Here is a 20,970-nt window from a genome sequence, read left to right as displayed (position 1 = left end):
GTGCTGGACACCTAGATGACGTACGCTTGCCTCTCTTGTAAATATTCTTTTGGTGTCAGGTAGTTTAAGGCCTGATTAAATCGTTCGTTGTTGTACTTAATATTAAATCTCTGGCAACTTTCCTTAAGCATTAATATATCATCTAAAAGATCATCCTGCCAGTTGAAGAACTCGTAAGTGGCTGTTTGAATAAATCTTTCGACTCGGCCATTTTGTTTAGGACAATAGGGATCTGTAAAATAATGGGTTAGACCTAAACCTTGACAGGCTTGGTGGAAGTTTAAAAGATACTCTGATCCATTGTCTGTTTGAATGGCCTTAATGTCCAAAGGGAAATATTCCTTTAATTCTTCTAAAAAGAATCTGGCAGAAAGTGACGAACCTGTTTGGTAACAGGAAATATAACCCATCCGGGAGAAGCTATCAATAGCCGCAAAAAGATAAAATCTTTGGCCTAAAATATATAAGTGTTTGGTATCGATCTGAACTAATGACCCCGGGTCTTTGTCTTTGAGCTCTCTGGCAGCCTTAATTCTGGTAATAGCCAGTCTTCTACGGTTTCTTACATGGTTAACATGTTGGCAATTCAAAAGATCAGGATGACGATTAATAATCTTCTGGATTGTTGAAGAACCTAATTTAACCCCTTCTCTTTTTAGCTCTTCCTTAATTTCATACTTACTTTTCTCCGGATCATTTCTTCTGATATTAACTACCTTGTCGATTAACCACAAAGGAATAACCATTTCTCTTAGATGTTTTAGTCTTCTGGTTTTATGGTTGTCTTCAAGACTTTTTAAGTCAGAGGTTCTAAATCTCTTCTTCCACCCATAGAAGGTGTCTGGGGATAAAGAGAAATGCCGACACGTTGCCCGGGCGTTCTTGCCGTGAGTTAAATACCAATCCATCCACTCTAACTTTTTTCTTCCCTCCCTGGAAAGAAGATGGACTTGTTTAGAAAGGCCTTTTGGCCATAAATAGCGTAACCTCATAGTTACGCCATTGTACATTCCTTTCACATCTTTCCAAGTGTACGGGATCTATCGCGTCCTAGACAACTTTTAATCCGCGAAATCTCTTTTTTATTGTTGTTTGAAGCAAGACCAGACCATGGCGGCGCCGGGGATAAGGTTATTTTTATTTTACATTAATAAACAAAACAAATTTTGTCCACTTTATCGTTTTTAAAAATAACCCCTTCACCCAAAAGCATCTGCTTTTTCTTCTTGATTCCGCCTTTGCCGGAATAACCTGTTAGTGATCCATCAGCAGAAACCACGCGGTGGCAGGGAGTACGGGGCGCATTAGGATTAGTTCTCATTAACGCGCCAACAGCTCTGGCGGCTTTTTTGTTTCCAGCCAACCAAGCAATTTGACCATAGGTTGCCACCTTGCCTTTAGGAATATTTCTGGTGATCTCGTAAACTTTTTCTTTGAAAGATTTCATTATTTATAGTTTATCACTTATCAAAATTTGAGCCTCGTAAGGCCTCGCCTTTTGAAACTAAAAATTTTAAGATACTTGACTTAAAAATAAATATAGATATACTTAATTTTGAAAACATATGGACGAAGAAGCAAGAGGACAAATTCCCAAAGAAGAACAAGAACGAGCCGATATTCAAAGTAGGGCGGAAAAATTTGTTAAAGATCATGCTGGTTATTACGATCAAGAAGAATTAGAAAGATGGACTTCTAAATATCAATCTTTATCTTCTGATGAACAGCAAAGGGAAAGAAATTCCATTATGGGGAGGTTAGAAAAGAGTGTTGATGAAGGGAAATATGGAGAAATGGGCCTTGAATTTGCCATGCTGGCACAAGCGGGAATAGATTTTGATATCCCAACAAGATTATCTTATGTGAATAGGGTTTTGGTTCGTGACATTTTTAGGTTTGATCAACATAATTCTGAAAGACGCAGACAAGAACCTTATTCAGAAAGTATTCATGGGAATATGCTCAATCGTTTAGGCGAGTTACAAGTGGGATTAGGGTTAGCGAACAAACTTCATGTTTTAACTTCGAAATGAAAATAATTGAGGGCAATACTTTTAGTACGCCAGTGAATCAGAGTTTCAGAGCCTCAGAGAATCGGAACTTCAAAAGACAATAGATAATGGGAATCAGGATTGGTTGAGAATTAACACAAATACCACTATTTTCTATATAATTAAATTATGTTTTTGCAAGTTCAAAAAGAGCTCAAAAAATTAGCCAATCCCGAAAAAGCCAGGATTTTGGCGAGATTTTTTAAAACCGGCAAAGGCGAATACGGCGAAGGCGACAAGTTTTTAGGGATCATGACCGGACCGATTCAGGACTTAGCAGGTAAGTATAAAGATTTATCTTTTTCAGACCTTCAGAAGCTTCTAAACGGGCAATATCACGAAGAACGGACACTTGCTGTTATGATTTTGATTAGGCAGTATAAGAAAGGAGAAAGGGTAAAGAGGGAAGAGGTTTTTAAATTCTACTTAAAAAACACCAAAAAAATTAACAATTGGAACCTGGTGGATATTTCGGCACCAAAAATAATCGGAGAATACATTTGGATAATGGATAATGGGAATTGTGGAATTGGTAGAGAGATATTATATAGGTTGGCGAGGAGTGAGAATTTGTGGGAGAGAAGGATTGCGATTATCTCAACTTTTGCTTTTATCAGGGAAAACGATTTCGTTGACACCTTAAAAATTGCGGAAATTTTACTTACCGACAAACATGATTTAATTCATAAAGCCGTTGGTTGGATGCTAAGGGAGATCGGTAAGAAAGATCAAAAGGCAGAAGAGGTTTTTTTAAAGAAACATTATCAGACTATGCCCAGAACCATGCTTCGCTACGCCATTGAGAAGTTTTCCCAAAAGCAAAGAGAGTTTTATTTAGCTTCCTAAGCTGCCTGGAGTTTAAGCCTCAAAAGTGGTAGAATTCCAGCTATTCTTATGGATAATGATTTGGATCAGTTTAATAGTTTTACCTTCGGTACCTTAAGTTTAGCTGAAGTCAAGGAGAAGGTCTTGAAGTTTATGGAGGAACGGCCGGAAGAAAAATACCGTGTGGTTATCGGCAGTGATTCCCAAGCGAAAAACGGAACCGAAACCGATTTTGTCTCCGCGATCGTCATCCACCGTCTCGGTTGCGGCGGGATATATTTTTGGCAGCGGAAAATTGAGAAAAAAACCTACGTCTTGCGCCAGAGGATTTATCAGGAGGCGACCCTGTCTTTGGCTTTGGCCGATAAGTTTTTAGAACAAACCAAGCATGACGGGATCAGCCGCTATGACGTTGAGATCCACGTTGACATCGGCGAGTACGGCGAGACCAAAGAGATGATCAATGAGGTCGTCGGCATGGTCAGAAACTTAGGTTATAAAGTGCAAATTAAACCCTCTTCTTACGGCGCTTCAAAGGTTGCGGACCGGCATACCTAATTTAGGGTAGAGGGGAGGGCGAGGGTTCAACGGTTAAGCGGGACGGACAGGAAAGATTTTTAAACGTTCCTTTTAAGAAATATTCCGATTTACCGCAAACGTCGGCCCTGAGAATATCCTCACCAGGCAAAATCAGCTCATCTGGCTTATCTTTTAATAAATTGATCATGAGTTGCTGCCAAATGGGGGTGGCGCCGGTCACGCCCGAGGCGACCCAATTCATCGGGCTGTTATCATTATTCCCAACCCAGGTGACAACCACGTAAGAAGGCGTAAAACCGATGGCCCAGTTATCCCGAAGATCATTACTGGTGCCGGTTTTAACCGCCACGGTTTTACCGGGGACGACTAAAAGGGAATTTAAACCGAAAGCCGCGCTTCTGGCATGGTTATCAGCCAAAATATTAGAAAGAATAAAAGCAACGCCGGCCGGCAAAACGGTTTCTCCCTGCGAAGAACGATGTTCTTCCAAAACTTGTCCTTTATAGTCGGTGATTTTAAGAAGACTTACCAGTTCTTCTTTTTCCCCCTGATTGGCTAAAGTGCCGTAAACCCTGGCCATATCCAGCATCGTCACCTCGCCGCCGCCCAAGGTTAAGGAAAGACCGTAGCGGTTTTCATCCGGCCAGGAAGCAATACCCATTTTTTTGCCCTGTTCAATCATTTTTTTAACCCCCATTTGCGCTAAAATCTTCACCGCCGGAACATTATAGGAATTGGCCAAAGCCTCTCTTAAAGTCACTTGACCGTGGAACTTTCCGTCGTAATTTTTAGGCGTATAGGGCGGTTGACCCGGAACCTGGAAAGTTGCCGGTGTATCATCTAAAACCGTGGCCGCGGTCAAACCGTTGGTTAGAGCCAGAGCGTAATTAACGACTTTAATGGAAGAACCGGGCTGGCGTAAAGCTAAGGTAACATTAAAAGCTCCTTCAAATTGTTTAAAAGACAAAGAAGATGAAGCGCCAAAATAATCTTTAGAGCCAACCATCGCTAAAATCTCACCCGTTTTCGGATTTGTGATTAGGACGGCGCCGTTGCCGACATTTAAGGATTTTAATCTTTCAACCTCATTGGTTACCAGGCTTTGCGCTATTTCTTGAGTTGGTAAATCGAGAGTGGTTGTGACTCTTAAGCCGCCCATTTGGACGAGTCTTGACCCGTATTTTCTTTCCAAAAGATCCTTGATATACATGACAAAATGAGGCGCTTTAATCTCGGTTTTGGGGGTGGCAAACTGAAGTTTGGTTTCTTCGGCCTTAAGTTTTGCCGTTTCATCAAGATAACTGTCTTCCATCATTCTTTGCAGGACTTCTTTTTGACGGGTTAAGCCTTGTTCCGGGTGAATGCCAAAAGGAGAATAGACACTGGGTGAGGCCGGCAGTCCCGCCAGATAAGAAGCTTCAGCGAGGTTTAAATCTTTAACGGACTTGCCGAAATAGGTATGACTGGCCGCTTCAATGCCCCAGGCGGTGCCGCCGTAGGGAACTTGATTAAAATACATTTCCAGGATCTGATCCTTACTGTAAATTCTCTCTGCCCAGAAAGAAAGGATAATTTCTTTTATTTTTCTTGGCAAAGTCACCTCTTGATTTAAAAGGGCGCTTCTTATTAATTGTTGTGTGATCGTTGAGCCGCCCTGAATTCGGCGATGGAGAATAATTTCCCTGGTCGCCCTTAAAATTCCCCGAGGAGAAAAACCAAGATGGTTATAAAATTCTTTATCTTCAATCGCAATGGTCGCTTGTTTTAAAAAGGGCGGAATCTCGGCTAAGGTTACCGGGGTACGGTTTTGTTCGGCATAAATCTCATAAAGTAAAAAGCCGTTACGGTCAAAAATCTTAGTGGTGACCGGAATTTCCCTGACCGCTAAAAGTTGAGGATGGGGGAGTTTTTCTAACATAAGCCAAGTCTCGTAAGGAAGCAAAACAAAAATTAAAGTGAAAAAAACACCCAGGATAAACCCTTGCCCTTGCGGTCTCCCCTTTAAGGACGGTAATTTAATTTGAGGTTGAGGCAGACTGATTTTCGGAAGACTTATTCTTAATTTGGGTAAAGTTGGTAAGCGATATCGGGGAAAATAAGGATGGGGGAGTTTTAATCTTAAACTTAGGAAGATTTTTATTAATTGCCATAAAACCTTGAAAAACCATCTGACCGTATCACCGATTTTGATCAGAAAAAAGAAGAGCAAAACAAAAGGCAAAACCAAAACATCCCAAAAGGTCATGAGAGATTTTTTCTTTACCGGCCTGCCTTTTCTTGCCATAGCTGTGGCATATTAGCATATCTTATGGGATTTGTTAAGCTGGGTTAATTCTCTTTTCTTTCAAAAACTTGTTTGACACTGTGGTAAACTAAGGCCATTAAAGTGGCTAATTCTTCATTGGTGGCCGGAGTTGGCGCGGGTACGGTTTTTGCTTCTGGGTAATTTTTTCTAGCCTCCTCATGAGGAAGATAAGACGGATTAGTTTCGGCGTCTAAGCGATAAGTTGTGTTACCATGATGAAAATGAATATGGGGGACTTGTCTTTCGTTCATAAAAAGAAGAGTCGGCTTGTCGTCCTGATCCTGACCGAGCAGATATTCTCTAATAACATCCAGTTCTTCCACGCCGCTATTAAAAATCGGCATGGTGACCGTATATAGTTCCTGCAAAGAATAAACGGTTGTTTTTGGTTTTAAACCGCCAACGGTCGTTTCTTGTAAAGCCCGGACGACAACCCTGTTTTCCGGAGGGAGACCTTTTCTTCGTCGTCGGGTCATGATTTGGGTCATAATTTCCTTATTGACAATAATGCCCAATTTGATCAAGTGTTCGGATTCAACCGGTGGCAAATGAATTTCCGCGGTAAACGCCTCAAGATTTAAAGAGGGGACCCCAAAGTGAGCCAAAGTATCAACCCAATGATGTAATAAATTTAAAGCCTGAATTTGTGTTTCAGTGTGCTGGTTTCCCTGGCGATCTTTAAGAAGTCTTTTAAGACTGATGTTAAATTGATCCTCGGGAGGCAGTTTTCCCTCTAAAAGAGTAGGGACAATATCGGCAAAAGCCCGGGCTTCGCTTTCGTAAATTCTTCTATTGTCGGGAGACATAAGAGAAGAATGATACCACAAATCAGGGGCTAAATCAATTATTTAGGGCTTCAGTAAAACCTAAAGACGATTTTATTTGACAATCACCGGCCGGTCGCCGTCGTGGGGGCAATCAAGACAATATTCCGGGGTAAAAGGATCGGAGACAACCTGTTTTTCTTTCATTTCTAATTTCTCTAGAGGAATGGGTGGCGCTTGCGGATCCTGAATAAAAATTGCTTGTCTTTGTGTATCTTTTTCTATCAAAATCTGTCTTTTGAGGTTTTCAACTTCTTTAGGGACGGTGCCTTCAAGAAAATATTCAAATCTGGTCGGACAATTGGAGTCGCCTGGCAATTTGCCGGAAAGCTGACAAATATTGGCGCCGACAATTCCGTCTGGTTTTTGCGGCCAAAGATCGGGTTGGTCTTTTAACACAACACGCATGATTTTGTACCAAATCGGCGCCGCCCCGGTCACGCCCGAAGTCAACCAGGGATTCATCGCCGTGCTGTCGTTATTGCCGACCCAGGTGGCAACGAGAAAATTGGGCGTAAAGCCGATGGTCCAGTTATCCTTTTTATCATCCGTGGTTCCGGTCTTAACCGAGACGGCTCTCCCTGGAATATTTAAATAGCTTTCGCCAAAAGCGGCGCTTCTGGCGTTTTGATCCAATAAAAGATGAGAGATTAAAAATGTCACCTCGTTTTTTAAAACCCTGGGCCCGTCAATCTGCAAAGTTGAGGGGAAGGTTAAATTTTTTAAATCAATTTTCAAATTAGGATCTTTGTATTCTTCTAAGGTTTTGCCCTGATTGTTCTCGACTTTTAAAAGGGAGACGAGATCTTTTCTGATGCCGGTATTGGCAAAAACGCCAAAGGCGGTCGCCATGTCCGTCATTGTCACCTCGCCGCCGCCCAAAGTTAAGGAAAGGCCGTACCTTGAGGGGTCTTTAAAGGTGGAAATACCCATGGCCGAAGCGGTGGCAATCAGCGTTTCCACCTTATTTAAGGCTAACATCTTAACCGCCGGGATATTGTAGGAGTTACCCAGGGCGAACCTGGTTTGCACCGGACCATGAAACTTGCCGTCGTAATTGACCGGACAATAAAGAGGCTGATTGGCAATAGCAAAACAAGTCGGAATATCTAAAAAAAGACTGGCCAGGGTAATCTGGCCTGAAGCCAAACCCACCGCGTAGTTAAGGGGTTTAATGGCCGAGCCGGGTTGGCGTAAAGAAATCGTCACATTCACGTTGCCGTCTTCATCCTCGGCAAAATAATCTTTGGAACCGACCATGGCCAAGATTTCTCCGGTCGGGGGTCGGGTGATTAAGGCGGCGCCGTTTTTAACCCGAAGATCCTTTAAGCTGGCCACTTCGCTGGCGACGGTCTTTTGGGCAAATTCCTGCAAAGCTAGATCTAAAGTCGTTGTGACCTTTAAACCTCCTTGTTCCACGAGCTTGGCCCCGTATTTTTGAATCAGTTGTTCCTTGACATACATGACAAAATGAGGGGCCTTGATATCTGTTTTTAAGGGTAAATAATTTAATTTTTGTTTTTTGGCCGTTTCAGCCTCTGCAGACGAAATATATCCATCTTCGACCATACGGCGCAAGACCTCGTGCTGTCTGGCTTTGGCTAATTCAGGATGAGTGCCATAAGGAGAATAATAAGTCGGGGCGGCCGGCAATCCCGCCAAAAGAGCGGTTTCGGCTAAGCTTAAATCTTTAACGCTTTTGCCGAAATAGGTATGACTGGCCGCTTCAATGCCCCAGGCGGTGCCGCCGTAGGAAACCTGATTTAAATACATCTCGAGGATTTGGTCTTTGCTGTAAATTTTGTCCACAAAATAAGAAAGAAGCGCTTCTTTTATTTTTCTTTGGACGGTTCGTTCCGGCGTTAAAAGAGCGCTTTTAACCAGCTGCTGGGTAATCGTTGAGCCGCCCTGGAGTTGGCGATGGAGAACAATTTCTCTTAAGGCCCTGATGATGCCGCTAAAAGCAAAACCGCCGTGACGATAAAATTCTCTGTCTTCAATGGCAATGGTGGCTTGACGAAGCTTTAGGGGAATTTCCTCAAACTTCACCATCGTTCGATTTTGATCGGTATAAATATTATAAAGAAGCGTGCCGTGACGGTCTAAAATCTTAGTGGTCTGAGGTATTTCGCGAGTCGTCAGTTTGGTCGGTAAAGGCAGATCACGCAAAATAAAAAAATAGGCAAAAATGATAATTAAAGAAAAAATAACGGTTAAACCATAGCGGTCTTTTTTTTGGGGGGGCAACTTTTCCCAGGCCACAAGGAGGAAATGAGCAGAAACCTTTTTTTTCTTCATTTGGCGATATTATATCATCATTTAATGACACCTTTTAAAGTTTATGCTATGATTTGACTAATGCCCGATTTTTTTCAGGAAATTAAAGACAAACCGCCGGCTGGCGGAATCCCGACCTACAAATACTTTTGTGATGGTGAATGGTTGACTTCAAAAAGTGGGAAGACCGTTGAAATTATTTCTCCGGTCACAAATCAAGTTATAGGCAAAGTGCAAAGCCTGACCAAAGAAGAAATTGACGAAGCGGTGGAAGCCGCTTACTGGGCTCAACTTGCCTGGCAAAAAGTTCCTCTCGATAAGAGGGCAAAAGTCCTTCATTTGGCTGCCGATTGGCTAAGAGAACAAAAAGACGACCTGACTGATTTTTTGGTTTTGGAAATCGGTAAAAATTTAATAGAAGCGGAGGACGAGGTCTTAAGAACCGCCGACCTCATTGATTATTTTGCTGAAGGAGGCCGGGCTTTACAAGGGGAAATTCTGGAGTCCGACGCTTTCCCCGGCTATGAAAAAGGGAAACAAGCCATTGTTTCTCGAGTTCCGGTGGGTGTTGTCTTGGCGATTGCCCCTTTTAATTATCCGATTAATTTATCAGCCTCCAAGATCGCGCCGGCCTTAATTGCCGGCAACGCGGTCGTTTTAAAACCGCCCACCCAGGGGGGACTCTCGGCTCTTCATTTAGTCGAAATTTTTAAAAAAGCCGGTTTGCCGCCCGGCATCTTGAATACGGTGACCGGCGAGGGGTCGGTTATCGGTGATTATTTAGTGACTCATCCTAAGGTTTCGATGATTTCTTTTACCGGCTCGAGTTTGATAGGGGATAAAATTGCCCGCAAAGCGGGGATGATTCCGCTCCTTTTTGAATGCGGCGGTAATAATCCGGCCATCGTTTTGGACAATGCCGACCTAGATCTGACGGCGAAAGAAATCATTAAAGGCGCTTATGCTTTTTCCGGTCAAAGATGTACGGCCATTAAATATGTTTTAGCTCTTGATCCGGTCATGGAAAAATTAAAAGAAAAACTTGGCAAGGTGATTGAAGAGCTAGTTTGCATGGGGGATCCCCGCCAAAAAGAAACCAAAATGGTCGGACCCCTTATCAGCCTTCAGACAGCAACTCAAGTTGAGGACAGGCTTATTAAGGCTAAGGTGGCGGGCGCGGAAATTGTTTTGGGGGGCAAGAGAAAAGGCTTATACATTGAGCCGACGATCTTAGATCACGTTAAACCCTACTGGGAAATTGTTAAAGTCGAAACTTTCGGGCCGGTCTTGTCTTTAATCAGGGTTCAAAATTTAAGCGAAGCCGTCAGGATTATTAACGAAAGCTTATATGGGCTGCAGGCTTGTCTTTTTACTCAAGACGAAGGAACGGCGATTCGGTTAGCGGGAAAAATTAACGTCGGTACGGTTCAAATCAACGGTAAGCCGCAACGAGGGCCGGACCACTTTCCGTTTTTAGGCATTAAAGGTTCGGGTGTGGGCGTCCAGGGAGTTAAATATGCGCTCGAAGCGATGACGCGTCTTAAACCCGTGGTTTTAAATAAGCCCGAGTGAGTTAAATCTTCTTGTTTTTTTCTGCAAATTGGGATAGAATTTTGCCATGAAGGAACTTAAATACCAAAGCATTGCTATTTCCGGCAAGCCGGGTGTTGGCCGGACGACGCTTTTTACCAATCTTAAAAAAGATTTGCAACCTCTAAATTTTACTTTTTTTTCTGGCGGTGAATGGTCAAGACAATACGCGATTGATCATGGTCTTTGTAATCCCCATGATTCCAAACATCATTTTGCCACGGTTTACGGGGACGAGGTTGATTATCAAATTGACGTGGCCATGAGAGAAAAGTTAGAAGGCGAGGGGCATTATGTCGTGGAATCGTGGATTGCCGGATGGAACATGAGAGGTCTTAAAAAGGTTCTTAAAGTTTTATTAATGTGTGACGATGCCCTACGGATTGACCGGATTGTTAACCGCGATGTTTTAACCGTCGATGAGGCCAAAGAGCATTTAAAAAAAAGAGAAGAGAAAAATTTAGCCAAATGGTCAAGGATTTACAAAGTGCCGGTCACGGATTTTTGGGACACCAAATATTATGATCTGGTCATTAATACTTATTCCCACGGACCAACCGAAACTCTAGATATTGTTCTCCAGGCATTGGGTTATTACCAAAATAACAAATAGTTCTTTAGAAGTTTAAGTAGTCAAAAGAAAGAATTCGTTTAATTAAAATCCAAACTCGGGTTCCTGAACTCGGCTCAAGAAAAGACAGATTAACCCCCTTTGGTTTTTCCTTTAAAAGATCCAGGCCGCCGGTATCGGGAACGATATTAGATTCATCCGTCCCGTTTTTTTTCCAAACAAAAGAGACTTCGGTGGTGCCGGATTTTTTGGCCCGGAAATAAACCCAGCCCAAAAGACCTTCCGCCACCCTTGTTTGATATAAATCCGCAGTCCCGCTAAATCGGGTTTTGCCGTGAACATTATCAATATCAACCAAAGTCACCGGATAATGGGGATAAACTTTCCCACCCAGAAATTTGGTCACTTCCACCATCTTCGGATCATAGGTAATAACCACGTCAGTCCCCAAAGTCGGGATGCCGGCGCTGGAGACATTAACCGAAAGCCTGAATTCGTCACCGGCCGGAATCATTTGCGGCACGGCCTCAAAAGATAAATTAACCGAAGCCGCGAAGACCAAAGCCGGCAAAAAAGGATTAATCATTTTAAAGGTTGAGGCGATTTGGCGTATTGCTCTTGGTAAATTTTAAAATCAACGGCGTTAATGACACCGTCATTGTTAAGGTCAACCTTGGGGAATTGATCCGGTTCCGCCGCCTCTTTTCTGATATCCTGTTTTTGCGTGACCGCTAAAAGTAAAAGAGGAATGGTTAAAAGTAAGACGATGAGGGCAATGATGATCGGTAAATTTCTAAGCAGTAATTTTTTAGACATCAACCTTTAGCTTACGGTTAAAAAGAAAATTTGTCAACTGGCGCCCCCCGCCTGCTATCGCTTTGCGAAGCATTGCGGGCAGGCCGCCCGCCGCACCTCCGGAACTGTCGGTTCGTAAAGACAAAGAAAAAACGCAAAAATTTTAAAGAATTTTTTATAATTTAAATGGCCGCCCCAGTTGTAGAAAGAAAAAATAATAGCTGTTGCACTACGCAAAATCTTTTGAAAAATGTATAATAAACTCAGGATTATGGAAAGCACGGATTTGACTAATATCACCAAGGCAGGTCTTGATTGGATTGCTTGGGAATTAAACCACCGTCCGAGAAAAAGATTAGGCTTTCAAACACCATCAGAAGTTTTTTACCAGGAGACCGGGTGGGGCACTTGAAACTTTAATTCAGCCTTCCCATTCCTGCAAGAAAATCTACAACTTTGGATAATGGAAGAGAAACGCATCTTCACTTCCGGTTACGGGGAGAGTTGAAAATGAAGACCTATCATGCCGATCCGTACTCTTCCTGACAACGGGGGACAAACGAACATGGCAACTGGCACTTAAGGTACTACTTTCCTAAAGGGACAGACCCATTGTCAATAATCAATCGCAACCCCTAACCTCCTCCCTTAATAATTGATAAAACTTTTCTCTTGCTGTCATATACCCAAGGATCTTTCTCGGACGGTTGTTAATCTCGTCAATAACATCCTGCAATTCCTCCTCTGAAACGAGGGAGAAATCTACTGAATTTCTGAATCATTAGGTTGTACAATAATTATTGTTTGTCTGCAGATAGAAAAAAATATTGACACATGCTATTATAAATCATATGATTAAAAATCTTTTTTCTGGTCGAATAAGTATTGGTGATATATGGGTAGGAAGCCTAGTAGGTGGAATAGTACTTGCATTAATAGCAACATTTCTACCACCACTTATTATTTATGAAATAGATTTTTCAGCAGTACTACTATTCAGCGCTTTTTTTGTATTTATGGCATCACTGATAATAAGAAGATTGCATGATTTGAATAAGTCTGGTTGGTGGGCTTTGCTTAGTTTTATCCCAGGAATAAATTCAATTCTTTGGACATATGTGGGATTATGGAAGGGAGATCAAAAACAAAATAAGTTTGGACCTGTACCAATAGAGCTTCAAAAAAATACCATGAAAAGAATTTTTGGTTTGAATTAATCCTCAAATGCTTGGCAATAGCTAAGCAAAAATCGCGCGCGCAAAAAATACCTGCCTGCCAATAAAGTTCCGAAACATCCTGATATTTTTTGACAGGGCATAAGCAATCTTTTCATCAGCCAGGGAAAAATCCCGATATTGACCAAGACCTTCTTTTTTCACGATTTTATTTTATCACGTTTTCGGATTTGCTTTTTGATTTAAGCTTATAGTATAATTCGCCAAATATGACAGCAAACATAAAAGAGAGACCAAAACCTACTCTGCCTTCAGATGTTCCTCAGCGTCGTGGTGAAAGAGGGACTGACACCAAGCGACTCCCTTCTGCATCTTCCGAATTACTTAGAAGTGAACAAGATGCTTGGAGAGGAGTTTTAGGCGTAGATTTTGAAATTCAGCCTCTTCCGGAGTATGTCACTCCTGAAGTCCGAAGAAATCTTAAGGGAATGGGAATAGAGTTACGTTTTATTCCCAAACTAGAGATTGGAACGATTAATGACTTAAGGAGCAAGGGTGAAAAAGGGTATTTAAAAAAGCTTCAGGAACGCTATCCAGGCTGGAGAAAAGTTGAATCATTAAGCAGCCAAGAGTGGGTCAACCCGTGGATAAGCAGAAACCTGACAGAAGAGTATTGGAGGATGGTAATGAATGGGGAAATTGACTTTCCACGATTTCCTGGAGTTTGGTTGGCAGTAGAAACTATGCCTAAACCTTCCCGTGATAGCTTATATGAGGATGAAACATCAGGCGGAGACATGTTAGGACTTTCTAGGCGTTTCAATGTTATTTGGAACAATGCCCAAGCTGCCATTCAAAAAGCCAAACCAGATATTCTTTGGAAAGCTGGGCTACCCAGCAGTCTGGACGCGAGAATGCTTGAGGTTCATGAGTGGAATTTACTGGCTAATCGTGAAGGTTGGGGAGGAACTAACACTTATGAGTGGACAAACACAGAATTTCACGGGGATAGTTCTTGCCGTATTATTGTTGGTTTCTTTGGTAACGGTGGAGCTGCTCACATCAGCAAGGCTTCTCCTGGTTACTCGTACGAAGACGTCGGCTTTCGTTTCGCTATAATTCTTGGTTCTTGATCTTTTGAATTTCGGTTTCTTTGGTTTCCTGGAATCTTATCGACAGCTTCCTTTCTTTGCTACCCCCCCCGTTTGACTTTTTGATAATTCGTGTATAATAAAAAAAGACCCTCCTTCGTTAAAACTATGGAGGGCAAGGAGGAAAAAATGAGAAAAATATTTTTAGGACTATTATTAATGATCTTTGTTTCTTTAATTTTAGGGAAAACGACCCTAGCCGCGACCCAAGCGGGCCCCTTAAAAGCGGCCAGCCCCACCGCTCAACCTAAAGTCAATTATTCTTTGCCCTATCCCGGGATCTTGCCGGATCATCCTTTGTATTCCTTAAAAATGTTAAGAGACAGACTGGTGGATTTTTTGATCCGTGATCCTTTGAAAAAAGCCGAGTTTTTAATTTTGATGGCCGATAAAAGACTAGGCGCGGGCAAAACTTTGATCGAAAGTCAAAAAGCGGACCTGGGCCAGACGACCATTAATAAAGGCGAAAACTATCTTCTCCGGGCCATCGAAACCGCCAGGTTAGCCAAAGAGCAAGGGAAAGACACGAGCGGTTTAACCGAAAAGTTAGAAAGCTCCATCGCTAAACATCTTGAAGTTTTAGGAGAAGTTTTGCAAAAGGCTCCGGAGCAGGCAAAGCCCGGTTTACAAAACGCCTTAAAAAATTCTCGAAAGGGCTACCAAAGAGTTTTGGAACTTAAAACCCAAAAATAAATGTTTGATTTAAGCGGCAAAAAAGTTTTAGTCACCGGTGGTTCAAGGGGAATCGGCCGGGGGATTTGTTTGGCGATGGCGAAAGTCGGAGCCGATGTAGCGGTTAACTATGCGGCGAGTGAGAATGAAGCCGAACAGGTTATCCAGGAAATTAAGAAGATGGGTCGTCAAGCCATAACGATTCGGGCTGATGTTTCCCAGAAAAAAGAAGTGGAGTTTATGGTTGACGAAGTGACTAAGCAGTTTTCTAAAATTGATATTTTGGTCAATAATGCCGGCATTTTATCTTACGCGCCTTTTTTGGAAATGACGGAAGAGACCTGGGATAAAATGATCGCCGTTAATTTAAAAGGCCAGTTTTTAGTCGCTCAAGCCGCCGCCAAACAAATGGTTAAACAAGGAAAAGGTGGAAGGATTATTAATATCGCCTCCATTGCTTCGGGACAAATCGGCACCGGTTTTCCTAACCTGGCTCACTATTGTGCGACCAAAGGAGGCATTATCGCCATGACCGAAGCCATGGCTTTGGAATTAAGCCCGCAAAAGATTAACGTCAACGCCATTGCTCCGGGCGTAATTGAAACCGACATGACGAAAACAATTACGATGGATGAGAAAGCTAAACAGGGAATGCTTCTAAGAATCCCGAAAGGTCGAATGGGCAAGCCGGAAGATATTGCGGCGATGGCGGTTTTTTTGGCTTCTGATGAGGCTGATTATTGTACTGGCGCGACCTTCTATGTTGACGGCGGCTGGCTGGCAGGATAAAGAGAGATATAGATACGAGTAATTAATTATTGGTCATCAGTCGTTGGTCATTAGGAACGAAACGCTTATTCTTCTTAAGATTTCGAATAAAAAGTTTATTCGGTCATTTTTTCTCCTTTTGCTTTTCGTCAGTTATTGATCTTTTTAAGGCTGGTTTTTAAACTGATCTATTTTGATATCTTCATTCCTAGTTGACAGGCTACGATTAGTGTCCTACTATTCTTCTTGGCACTATATCTAGTGCTTATTATTTCACAAAGAAAAAGATGAAATGTCCTTATTGTGACAGTCAGGAAACCGAAGTCGTCGAAACCCGAGACAGTGAAGACTTTACGACGACCAGAAGAAGACGAGAGTGCATTAAGTGCAAGAAAAGATTTACGACTTACGAAAGAGTCGAGACGACACCTTTATTAGTCACCAAAAAGGACGGCCGGAGAGAACCATTTTCCAGAGAAAAATTGCGGGAAGGAGTTATTAAGGCTTGTCAGAAAAGACCGGTGAGTATGGATTTAATTGAGAGCCTGGTTGAGGAGATTGAAAAAGAATTATTGGGCAAGGCAACAACCGAGATTTCCTCAAAAACGATTGGAAACTTAGCTTTACGAAAATTGAAAAAGATTGATAAGGTTGCCTATTTAAGATACGCCAGCGTTTATCTGGATTTTGACGACCTCTCGGACTTTGAACAAATGATTGATAAATTAACTTAAAAAATGACCAAAACAACCATCAAACAAATCAAAAAAAGAAACGGCCGGATTGTTAAATTCAATCCTTTAAAAATTATCAACGCCATGGAAAAGGCTTTTAGGGCCATTGGCGAAAAAGATGGGGAGCGGGTTCGTTATTTAGGAGATAAAGTGATGGAAAAATTGGAGGCCCGCTATGATGGTAAAATCATTCCTCAAGTTGAAGAAATTCAGGACCTTATCGAAGAAGTTTTAATGCATCACGGACATTATGATGTCGCCCGCGCTTATATTCTTTACCGGGATTTGCGAAGCCGGGTCCGCGATGTCCATTCCCTTATTGATTCCGACGAATTAGTCGGCGATTATCTTGCTAAGCTTGACTGGCGGGTTCGGGAGAACAGCAATATGGCCTATTCTCTTCAGGGCCTAAACAATCATGTCGCCTCGGTGATTTCCGCCAATTATTGGCTTAATAAAATCTACCCGCCGCAGATAAGAGAAGCCCATACTAATGGTGATTTGCATATTCATAATTTACAAATCCTGGCGGCCTATTGTTGCGGTTGGGATTTAAGGGACCTATTATTTAGGGGTTTTGGCGGCGTGGTTGGTAAGGTTGAATGTAAACCGCCCAAACATTTTCGGACCGCCCTGGGACAACTGGTCAATTTCTTTTACACCCTTCAGGGAGAATCGGCCGGGGCCCAGGCGATCTCGAGTTTTGATACGCTTTTAGCGCCTTTTATTGCCTACGACCATCTTTCTTACAAGGAAGTTAAGCAGGCCCTGCAGGAGTTTGTTTTTAATATGAACGTGCCGACCCGCGTTGGCTTCCAGACGCCTTTTACCAACGTGACTTTGGATCTTAATATTCCTACACATCTTGCTAAAGAGCCGGTCCTTATCGGCGGCAAGACCCAGGATAAAACTTATGGTGATTTTCAAAAAGAAGTCGATTCGTTTAATAAAGCTTTTGCCGAAGTGATGCTTGAGGGCGATGCCAAGGGACGGGTTTTTACTTTTCCCATCCCGACATACAATATCACCAAGGATTTTGCCTGGAATAATCCCAATTATGAGGGGATTTGGGAAATGACGAGAAAATACGGCATTCCCTATTTTTCCAATTTTGTCAATTCCGATATGAAACCAGAGGATGCCCGAAGCATGTGCCCTTTAGCCGGTGATGAAAAAGTTTTAATTAAGTCAAGCCGGGGGCGAGATTTGGAATACAGTGAGATTAAAAATATATATGAAGGTAATGGTAAAAATAATGAATATGAAATTTATAGTGACGGAGATTTTGTTAAGGGAGTATTTAATAAGTTTGAAAACCAAAAAATGATTAAAGTAACGTTGGAAAATGGACACGAAATAAAAATTAGTGAAGAACATTTAAATTTCGTCACTTTTGATCAAGAATCAAAAACTCAAGAATTAAAAGGCAAAGAATTAAAAAAAGGTATGTTTTTACCTTATTCCTTAAAGATGATGAAAGGATCAGGTGGAAATAGAGATTTGGGATATTTTGTCGGTGCTTATGCGGGCGATGGATCGTTTGACGGGGAAACAACAGTTATTTTTTCGTTAGAAAATGAAAAGAAAAAGCAGGTAATCACCCGATTGCAAAAGATTAGTGAAAAATATTTTGGAGCCCATTGGTCTGTTTCGCCATCCCAGGAAACGAAACTTTTTACCTTAAAAATCCATTCCAAAGCGGCGGTTGGTTTATGTCAGGATTTCGTTTCCGGAAAAGAAAGAGAAAAATATTATTCCGCTCGTATTTTTGGTATGAGTCAAGAATTTAGAGAGGGAGTGATTACTGGACATTATGCTACTGATGGGGGTAACAGACATAGAATTTATACTTCTTCGAAAAAAATGGTAGAAACCCTGAATATGTTAGCGGCAACATTGGGAACGACAACTTCTATATATAGAGATAACCGACAGGATCGTTTTGGAAAAGAAACTAATTATGCAGTTTTAGTTTATCAATTAAACAGAAAGAAATACGGGGATATTTGGTTTAAAAAGGATAAAAAACTATGGGTAAAAATAAAATCCATAGAACAAATTAGTAATTCAACCGCTTATTGTTTTGAGGTAAAAAATGGCAGGCCAATGTTTACGGTCGGTACGACCGGTATTTTAACTCATAATTGCCGCTTACGTTTAGACAACCGTGAATTGGCCAAAAGGGGCGGCGGTCTTTTCGGGGCCTACCCTTTAACCGGCAGCTTAGGCGTTATCACGATTAATCTTCCCCGGATTGGCTATTTGGCCAAAAACAAAAAAGAATATTTCGAAAAACTCTCTCATTTGATGGATTTGGCGAAAGAGGCGACGATGCTTAAAAGAACGATCGTCGAACAGTTTACCGACGAAGGACTTTATCCCTATTCCAAGGTCTATTTAGGGGCGATTAAAGACCGTTTCGGCGAATACTGGAAAAATCATTTTAACACGATTGGTTTAATCGGCATGAATGAATCACTTTTGAATTTTATGGGGAAAACCATCGGCGATGAAGAGGGGAAAGCCTTTGCCCAGGAAATTCTGGATTTTATGCGGACGAAGCTTTTGATTTATCAAAAAGAAACCGACCAGATGTTTAATCTGGAGGCGACGCCGGCCGAAGGGACTTCTTATCATCTGGCCAAGCTTGATAAAAAAGCTTATCCTGATATCATCTGTGCCAATGAGGAAGAAATCGCCAAAGATCACGCGGAACCATTTTATACCAATTCGACTCATTTGCCGGTTAATTTTACCGACGATCTTTTTGAAGCCTTAAATCTTCAGGACGATTTACAGACGAAATATACCGGGGGTACGGTTTTGCACGGCTTTTTGGGCGAAAGCCTTCCGGACACCGCTTCCGTCAAAAATCTAGTCCAGAAGATTGCCCAAAATTATCATTTGCCTTACTATACCTTAACGCCGACTTTTAGTATCTGTCCTTCTCACGGATATCTTAAAGGTGAACAAAAAACTTGTCCAGAATGTGGTAAAACCTGCGAGGTTTGGTCAAGAATCGTCGGTTATCTTCGGCCGGTAGTGCAATGGAATGCCGGTAAACAAGCCGAATTTGTCGAAAGACAGGTTTACCAGCATCTTCAAAAACACAAGACTTAATGATAAAAATTAAAGGTCTGCAAAAAACAACCCTGCTTGATTATCCGGGGAAAGTGGCGGCGATTATTTTTGTTGCCGGCTGTAATTTCCGTTGTCCCTTTTGTCACAATAGCGATTTGGTTTTGCGGCCGGAAACCTTACCGGAGATAAAAGAAGAAGATTTTTTTATTTTTTTAAAAAACAAAAGGCAACTTTTAGACGGGATTGTCGTTACCGGCGGCGAGCCGACCCTTTACGAAGATCTGCCGGCCTTTATCAAAAAAATCAAAAAATTGGGTTTTTTAATTAAACTTGACACCAACGGGACAAACCCCGGGATGGTTAAAGATTTATTGGCCCAAAAACTTTTGGACTACGTGGCGATTGATTATAAAGGACCGCTTATTAAATACTACAAATATACAAATACTACAAATAAACAAATCAATAAACAAATAAGCGAATGCATTAATATTTTAATCAAAAGCGGTCTTGATTTTGAATTGCGGACAACAGTAGTCCCAACACTACATAATAGAGAAGATTTGATCGAAATGGCAAAAGACCTATCATCCATCATCCACAATCCATCATCCATCAAGTGGTTTTTACAGCAATTTAATCCCGGACAGTGTTTAGATAAAAGTTTTGAGAAACTGAAGCCTTATCCGAAGGAATTTTTTGATAAAGTCTTGCCCAAATTACGTAAATTAATACCAAAAACGGAACTAAGGGGAATATAAGGAAAGTAATTAGCTAATTAAGGAAAAGTTACTAATTCCTAATTACTAATATCTAATTTCTAATTATTATGATTATCGTTTATACCGGCAATGGCAAAGGCAAGACAACCGCAGCCTTGGGTTTGGCGTTGCGGGCGGCGGGATGGGGGAAGAAAGTACTCGTCATTCAATTCCTTAAAAAACAGGTTAGCGGAGAAGTAAAAGCGCTGTATGAGATACAAAAAAAATTTCAAATTTCAAATTTCAAATTTCAAATTGACGTTGAGCAATACGGAACTAAAGATTTTGTCAACCCAAAACGATTAAAACCGGTTGATTACAAAGAAGCCAAGAAGGCGCTTGAAAGTAGTAAGTATCAAGTATTAAGTAGTAAGTATGAGCTTATTATTTTAGACGAAATCAATGTGGCGGTAAAATTCGGGCTCATTAAATTAGAGGATGTGTTACAAATAATAAATGATAAACCCAAAAAGCTTGATTTGGTTTTAACCGGCAGGTTCGCTTGTCCGGAAATTATTAGAAAAGCGGATCTGGTAACAGAATTCACCGAAGTCAGCCATCCTTTTCAAAAAGGCGAAAAAGCCCGCAAGGGAATTGATTATTGATGATTGACAAAAAAATTTATTTTGTTAGACTTTAATTATCCTTAAGGTTACGGGAACCTTGTGTGAATCAAGGACTGTGCCGCAACCGTAAAAGGCCGCCTTCGCTAAAGCTTCGGCGAGCCAGAGCCGGGAACCGTCTTAAGGTTATCTCTCGAGCAAGGGTAGCGTTAAATATCAGAAATTAAGAATCAGTGGAGTAATTTTCCATTAATTCGCTTAACCTTCTCGAGAGAAAAAACGAGAGG

22 protein-coding genes, 1 pseudogene and 1 riboswitch are annotated in these 20,970 nt (G+C 41.6%); of the genes and pseudogenes, 15 read left to right on the top strand and 8 right to left on the bottom strand.

All coding sequences use genetic code 11. The features are described 5' to 3' along the window. Positions 1–11: 11 nt before the first annotated feature. Positions 12–992: a DDE-type integrase/transposase/recombinase gene (locus M1575_03510; protein MCL5095766.1), complete on the bottom strand. Its 981-nt coding sequence runs from the start codon at positions 990–992 to the stop codon at positions 12–14. Between the two features lie 155 nt (positions 993–1,147). Then, complete coding sequence (locus M1575_03505; protein ID MCL5095765.1) at positions 1,148–1,447, bottom strand: MGMT family protein; 300 nt, start codon at positions 1,445–1,447, stop codon at positions 1,148–1,150. Positions 1,448–1,565: 118 nt separating this feature from the next. On the opposite strand from M1575_03505, the gene M1575_03500 reads away from it, so the two are divergent. The 3 genes from M1575_03500 (at position 1,566) to M1575_03490 (ending at position 3,434) form a co-directional block, all read left to right on the top strand. After that, complete coding sequence (locus tag M1575_03500) at positions 1,566–2,033, top strand: hypothetical protein (GenBank protein ID MCL5095764.1); 468 nt, start codon at positions 1,566–1,568, stop codon at positions 2,031–2,033. Between the two features lie 147 nt (positions 2,034–2,180). Beyond that, a complete protein-coding gene (locus M1575_03495) occupies positions 2,181–2,897 on the top strand; it encodes a DNA alkylation repair protein (GenBank protein MCL5095763.1) in 717 nt (238 codons plus the stop codon). Positions 2,898–2,945: 48 nt separating this feature from the next. Beyond that, the gene (locus M1575_03490; protein ID MCL5095762.1) at positions 2,946–3,434 is read left to right on the top strand and encodes a ribonuclease H-like YkuK family protein; all 489 of its coding nucleotides are present in this window, start codon (positions 2,946–2,948) and stop codon (positions 3,432–3,434) included. A 1-nt stretch (position 3,435) separates the two neighbouring features. On the opposite strand, the gene M1575_03485 is transcribed toward M1575_03490, so the two are convergent. The 3 genes from M1575_03485 to M1575_03475 form a co-directional block, all read right to left on the bottom strand. Further along, positions 3,436–5,700: a transglycosylase domain-containing protein gene (locus tag M1575_03485; protein MCL5095761.1), complete on the bottom strand. Its 2,265-nt coding sequence runs from the start codon at positions 5,698–5,700 to the stop codon at positions 3,436–3,438. 44 nt (positions 5,701–5,744) lie between these two features. Then, positions 5,745–6,527, bottom strand: a complete 783-nt coding sequence (locus M1575_03480; GenBank protein ID MCL5095760.1) for a hypothetical protein — start codon at positions 6,525–6,527, stop codon at positions 5,745–5,747. Between the two features lie 72 nt (positions 6,528–6,599). Next, positions 6,600–8,843, bottom strand: coding sequence for a penicillin-binding protein (locus tag M1575_03475; protein MCL5095759.1), 2,244 nt, complete (start codon positions 8,841–8,843; stop codon positions 6,600–6,602). A 60-nt stretch (positions 8,844–8,903) separates the two neighbouring features. Here M1575_03475 and M1575_03470 point away from each other — a divergent pair, with 60 nt between their 5' ends. Together M1575_03470 and M1575_03465 are read left to right on the top strand one after the other, a co-directional pair. Continuing rightward, positions 8,904–10,394: an aldehyde dehydrogenase family protein gene (locus M1575_03470; GenBank protein MCL5095758.1), complete on the top strand. Its 1,491-nt coding sequence runs from the start codon at positions 8,904–8,906 to the stop codon at positions 10,392–10,394. Positions 10,395–10,440: 46 nt separating this feature from the next. Then, positions 10,441–11,025 carry an AAA family ATPase gene (locus M1575_03465; protein MCL5095757.1) on the top strand — a complete coding sequence of 195 codons (585 nt, stop codon included), beginning with the start codon at positions 10,441–10,443 and terminating at the stop codon, positions 11,023–11,025. Between the two features lie 4 nt (positions 11,026–11,029). On the opposite strand, the gene M1575_03460 is transcribed toward M1575_03465, so the two are convergent. Continuing rightward, positions 11,030–11,569, bottom strand: coding sequence for a cohesin domain-containing protein (locus M1575_03460; GenBank protein MCL5095756.1), 540 nt, complete (start codon positions 11,567–11,569; stop codon positions 11,030–11,032). Then, positions 11,566–11,799, bottom strand: coding sequence for a hypothetical protein (locus M1575_03455; GenBank protein ID MCL5095755.1), 234 nt, complete (start codon positions 11,797–11,799; stop codon positions 11,566–11,568). The genes M1575_03460 and M1575_03455 overlap by 4 nt, the downstream gene beginning before the upstream one ends. A gap of 250 nt (positions 11,800–12,049) precedes the next feature. On the opposite strand from M1575_03455, the gene M1575_03450 reads away from it, so the two are divergent. The 3 genes and pseudogenes from M1575_03450 (at position 12,050) to M1575_03440 (ending at position 12,995) form a co-directional block, all read left to right on the top strand. Further along, positions 12,050–12,190 carry a hypothetical protein gene (locus M1575_03450; protein MCL5095754.1) on the top strand — a complete coding sequence of 47 codons (141 nt, stop codon included), beginning with the start codon at positions 12,050–12,052 and terminating at the stop codon, positions 12,188–12,190. Positions 12,191–12,282: 92 nt separating this feature from the next. Continuing rightward, positions 12,283–12,384 (top strand): annotated as a pseudogene (locus M1575_03445) (IS30 family transposase). A 245-nt stretch (positions 12,385–12,629) separates the two neighbouring features. Further along, positions 12,630–12,995: a DUF805 domain-containing protein gene (locus M1575_03440; protein MCL5095753.1), complete on the top strand. Its 366-nt coding sequence runs from the start codon at positions 12,630–12,632 to the stop codon at positions 12,993–12,995. Between the two features lie 21 nt (positions 12,996–13,016). Here M1575_03440 and M1575_03435 read toward each other — a convergent pair whose 3' ends face one another. Continuing rightward, entirely contained in the window at positions 13,017–13,157 is a 141-nt protein-coding gene (locus M1575_03435) for a hypothetical protein (GenBank protein MCL5095752.1), read from the bottom strand. A gap of 65 nt (positions 13,158–13,222) precedes the next feature. Between M1575_03435 and M1575_03430 the strand changes: the two genes are divergently transcribed. The 7 genes from M1575_03430 to cobO all read left to right on the top strand — a co-directional run bounded on the left by M1575_03430 (position 13,223) and on the right by cobO (position 20,725). Next, positions 13,223–14,086, top strand: coding sequence for a hypothetical protein (locus M1575_03430; GenBank protein MCL5095751.1), 864 nt, complete (start codon positions 13,223–13,225; stop codon positions 14,084–14,086). A gap of 126 nt (positions 14,087–14,212) precedes the next feature. Next, positions 14,213–14,797, top strand: coding sequence for a DUF5667 domain-containing protein (locus M1575_03425; protein MCL5095750.1), 585 nt, complete (start codon positions 14,213–14,215; stop codon positions 14,795–14,797). Further along, positions 14,798–15,565 carry a 3-oxoacyl-ACP reductase FabG gene (locus M1575_03420; protein ID MCL5095749.1) on the top strand — a complete coding sequence of 256 codons (768 nt, stop codon included), beginning with the start codon at positions 14,798–14,800 and terminating at the stop codon, positions 15,563–15,565. Between the two features lie 266 nt (positions 15,566–15,831). Then, positions 15,832–16,278 carry a transcriptional regulator NrdR gene (gene nrdR / locus M1575_03415; GenBank protein MCL5095748.1) on the top strand — a complete coding sequence of 149 codons (447 nt, stop codon included), beginning with the start codon at positions 15,832–15,834 and terminating at the stop codon, positions 16,276–16,278. A 3-nt stretch (positions 16,279–16,281) separates the two neighbouring features. After that, positions 16,282–19,398, top strand: a complete 3,117-nt coding sequence (locus M1575_03410) for a ribonucleoside triphosphate reductase (protein MCL5095747.1) — start codon at positions 16,282–16,284, stop codon at positions 19,396–19,398. Beyond that, positions 19,398–20,120 carry an anaerobic ribonucleoside-triphosphate reductase activating protein gene (locus tag M1575_03405; GenBank protein MCL5095746.1) on the top strand — a complete coding sequence of 241 codons (723 nt, stop codon included), beginning with the start codon at positions 19,398–19,400 and terminating at the stop codon, positions 20,118–20,120. The genes M1575_03410 and M1575_03405 overlap by 1 nt, the downstream gene beginning before the upstream one ends. Positions 20,121–20,188: 68 nt before the next feature. Beyond that, positions 20,189–20,725 carry a cob(I)yrinic acid a,c-diamide adenosyltransferase gene (gene cobO / locus M1575_03400; GenBank protein ID MCL5095745.1) on the top strand — a complete coding sequence of 179 codons (537 nt, stop codon included), beginning with the start codon at positions 20,189–20,191 and terminating at the stop codon, positions 20,723–20,725. A gap of 8 nt (positions 20,726–20,733) precedes the next feature. Beyond that, positions 20,734–20,882, top strand: a riboswitch (cobalamin riboswitch). Positions 20,883–20,970 lie beyond the last annotated feature (88 nt).

It is taken from the genome of Patescibacteria group bacterium (assembly GCA_023473585.1).
In the GTDB taxonomy this organism is placed as follows: domain Bacteria; phylum Patescibacteriota; class Microgenomatia; order JAMCYU01; family JAMCYU01; genus JAMCYU01.
This window is presented reverse-complemented; position numbering and strand designations above follow the sequence as displayed.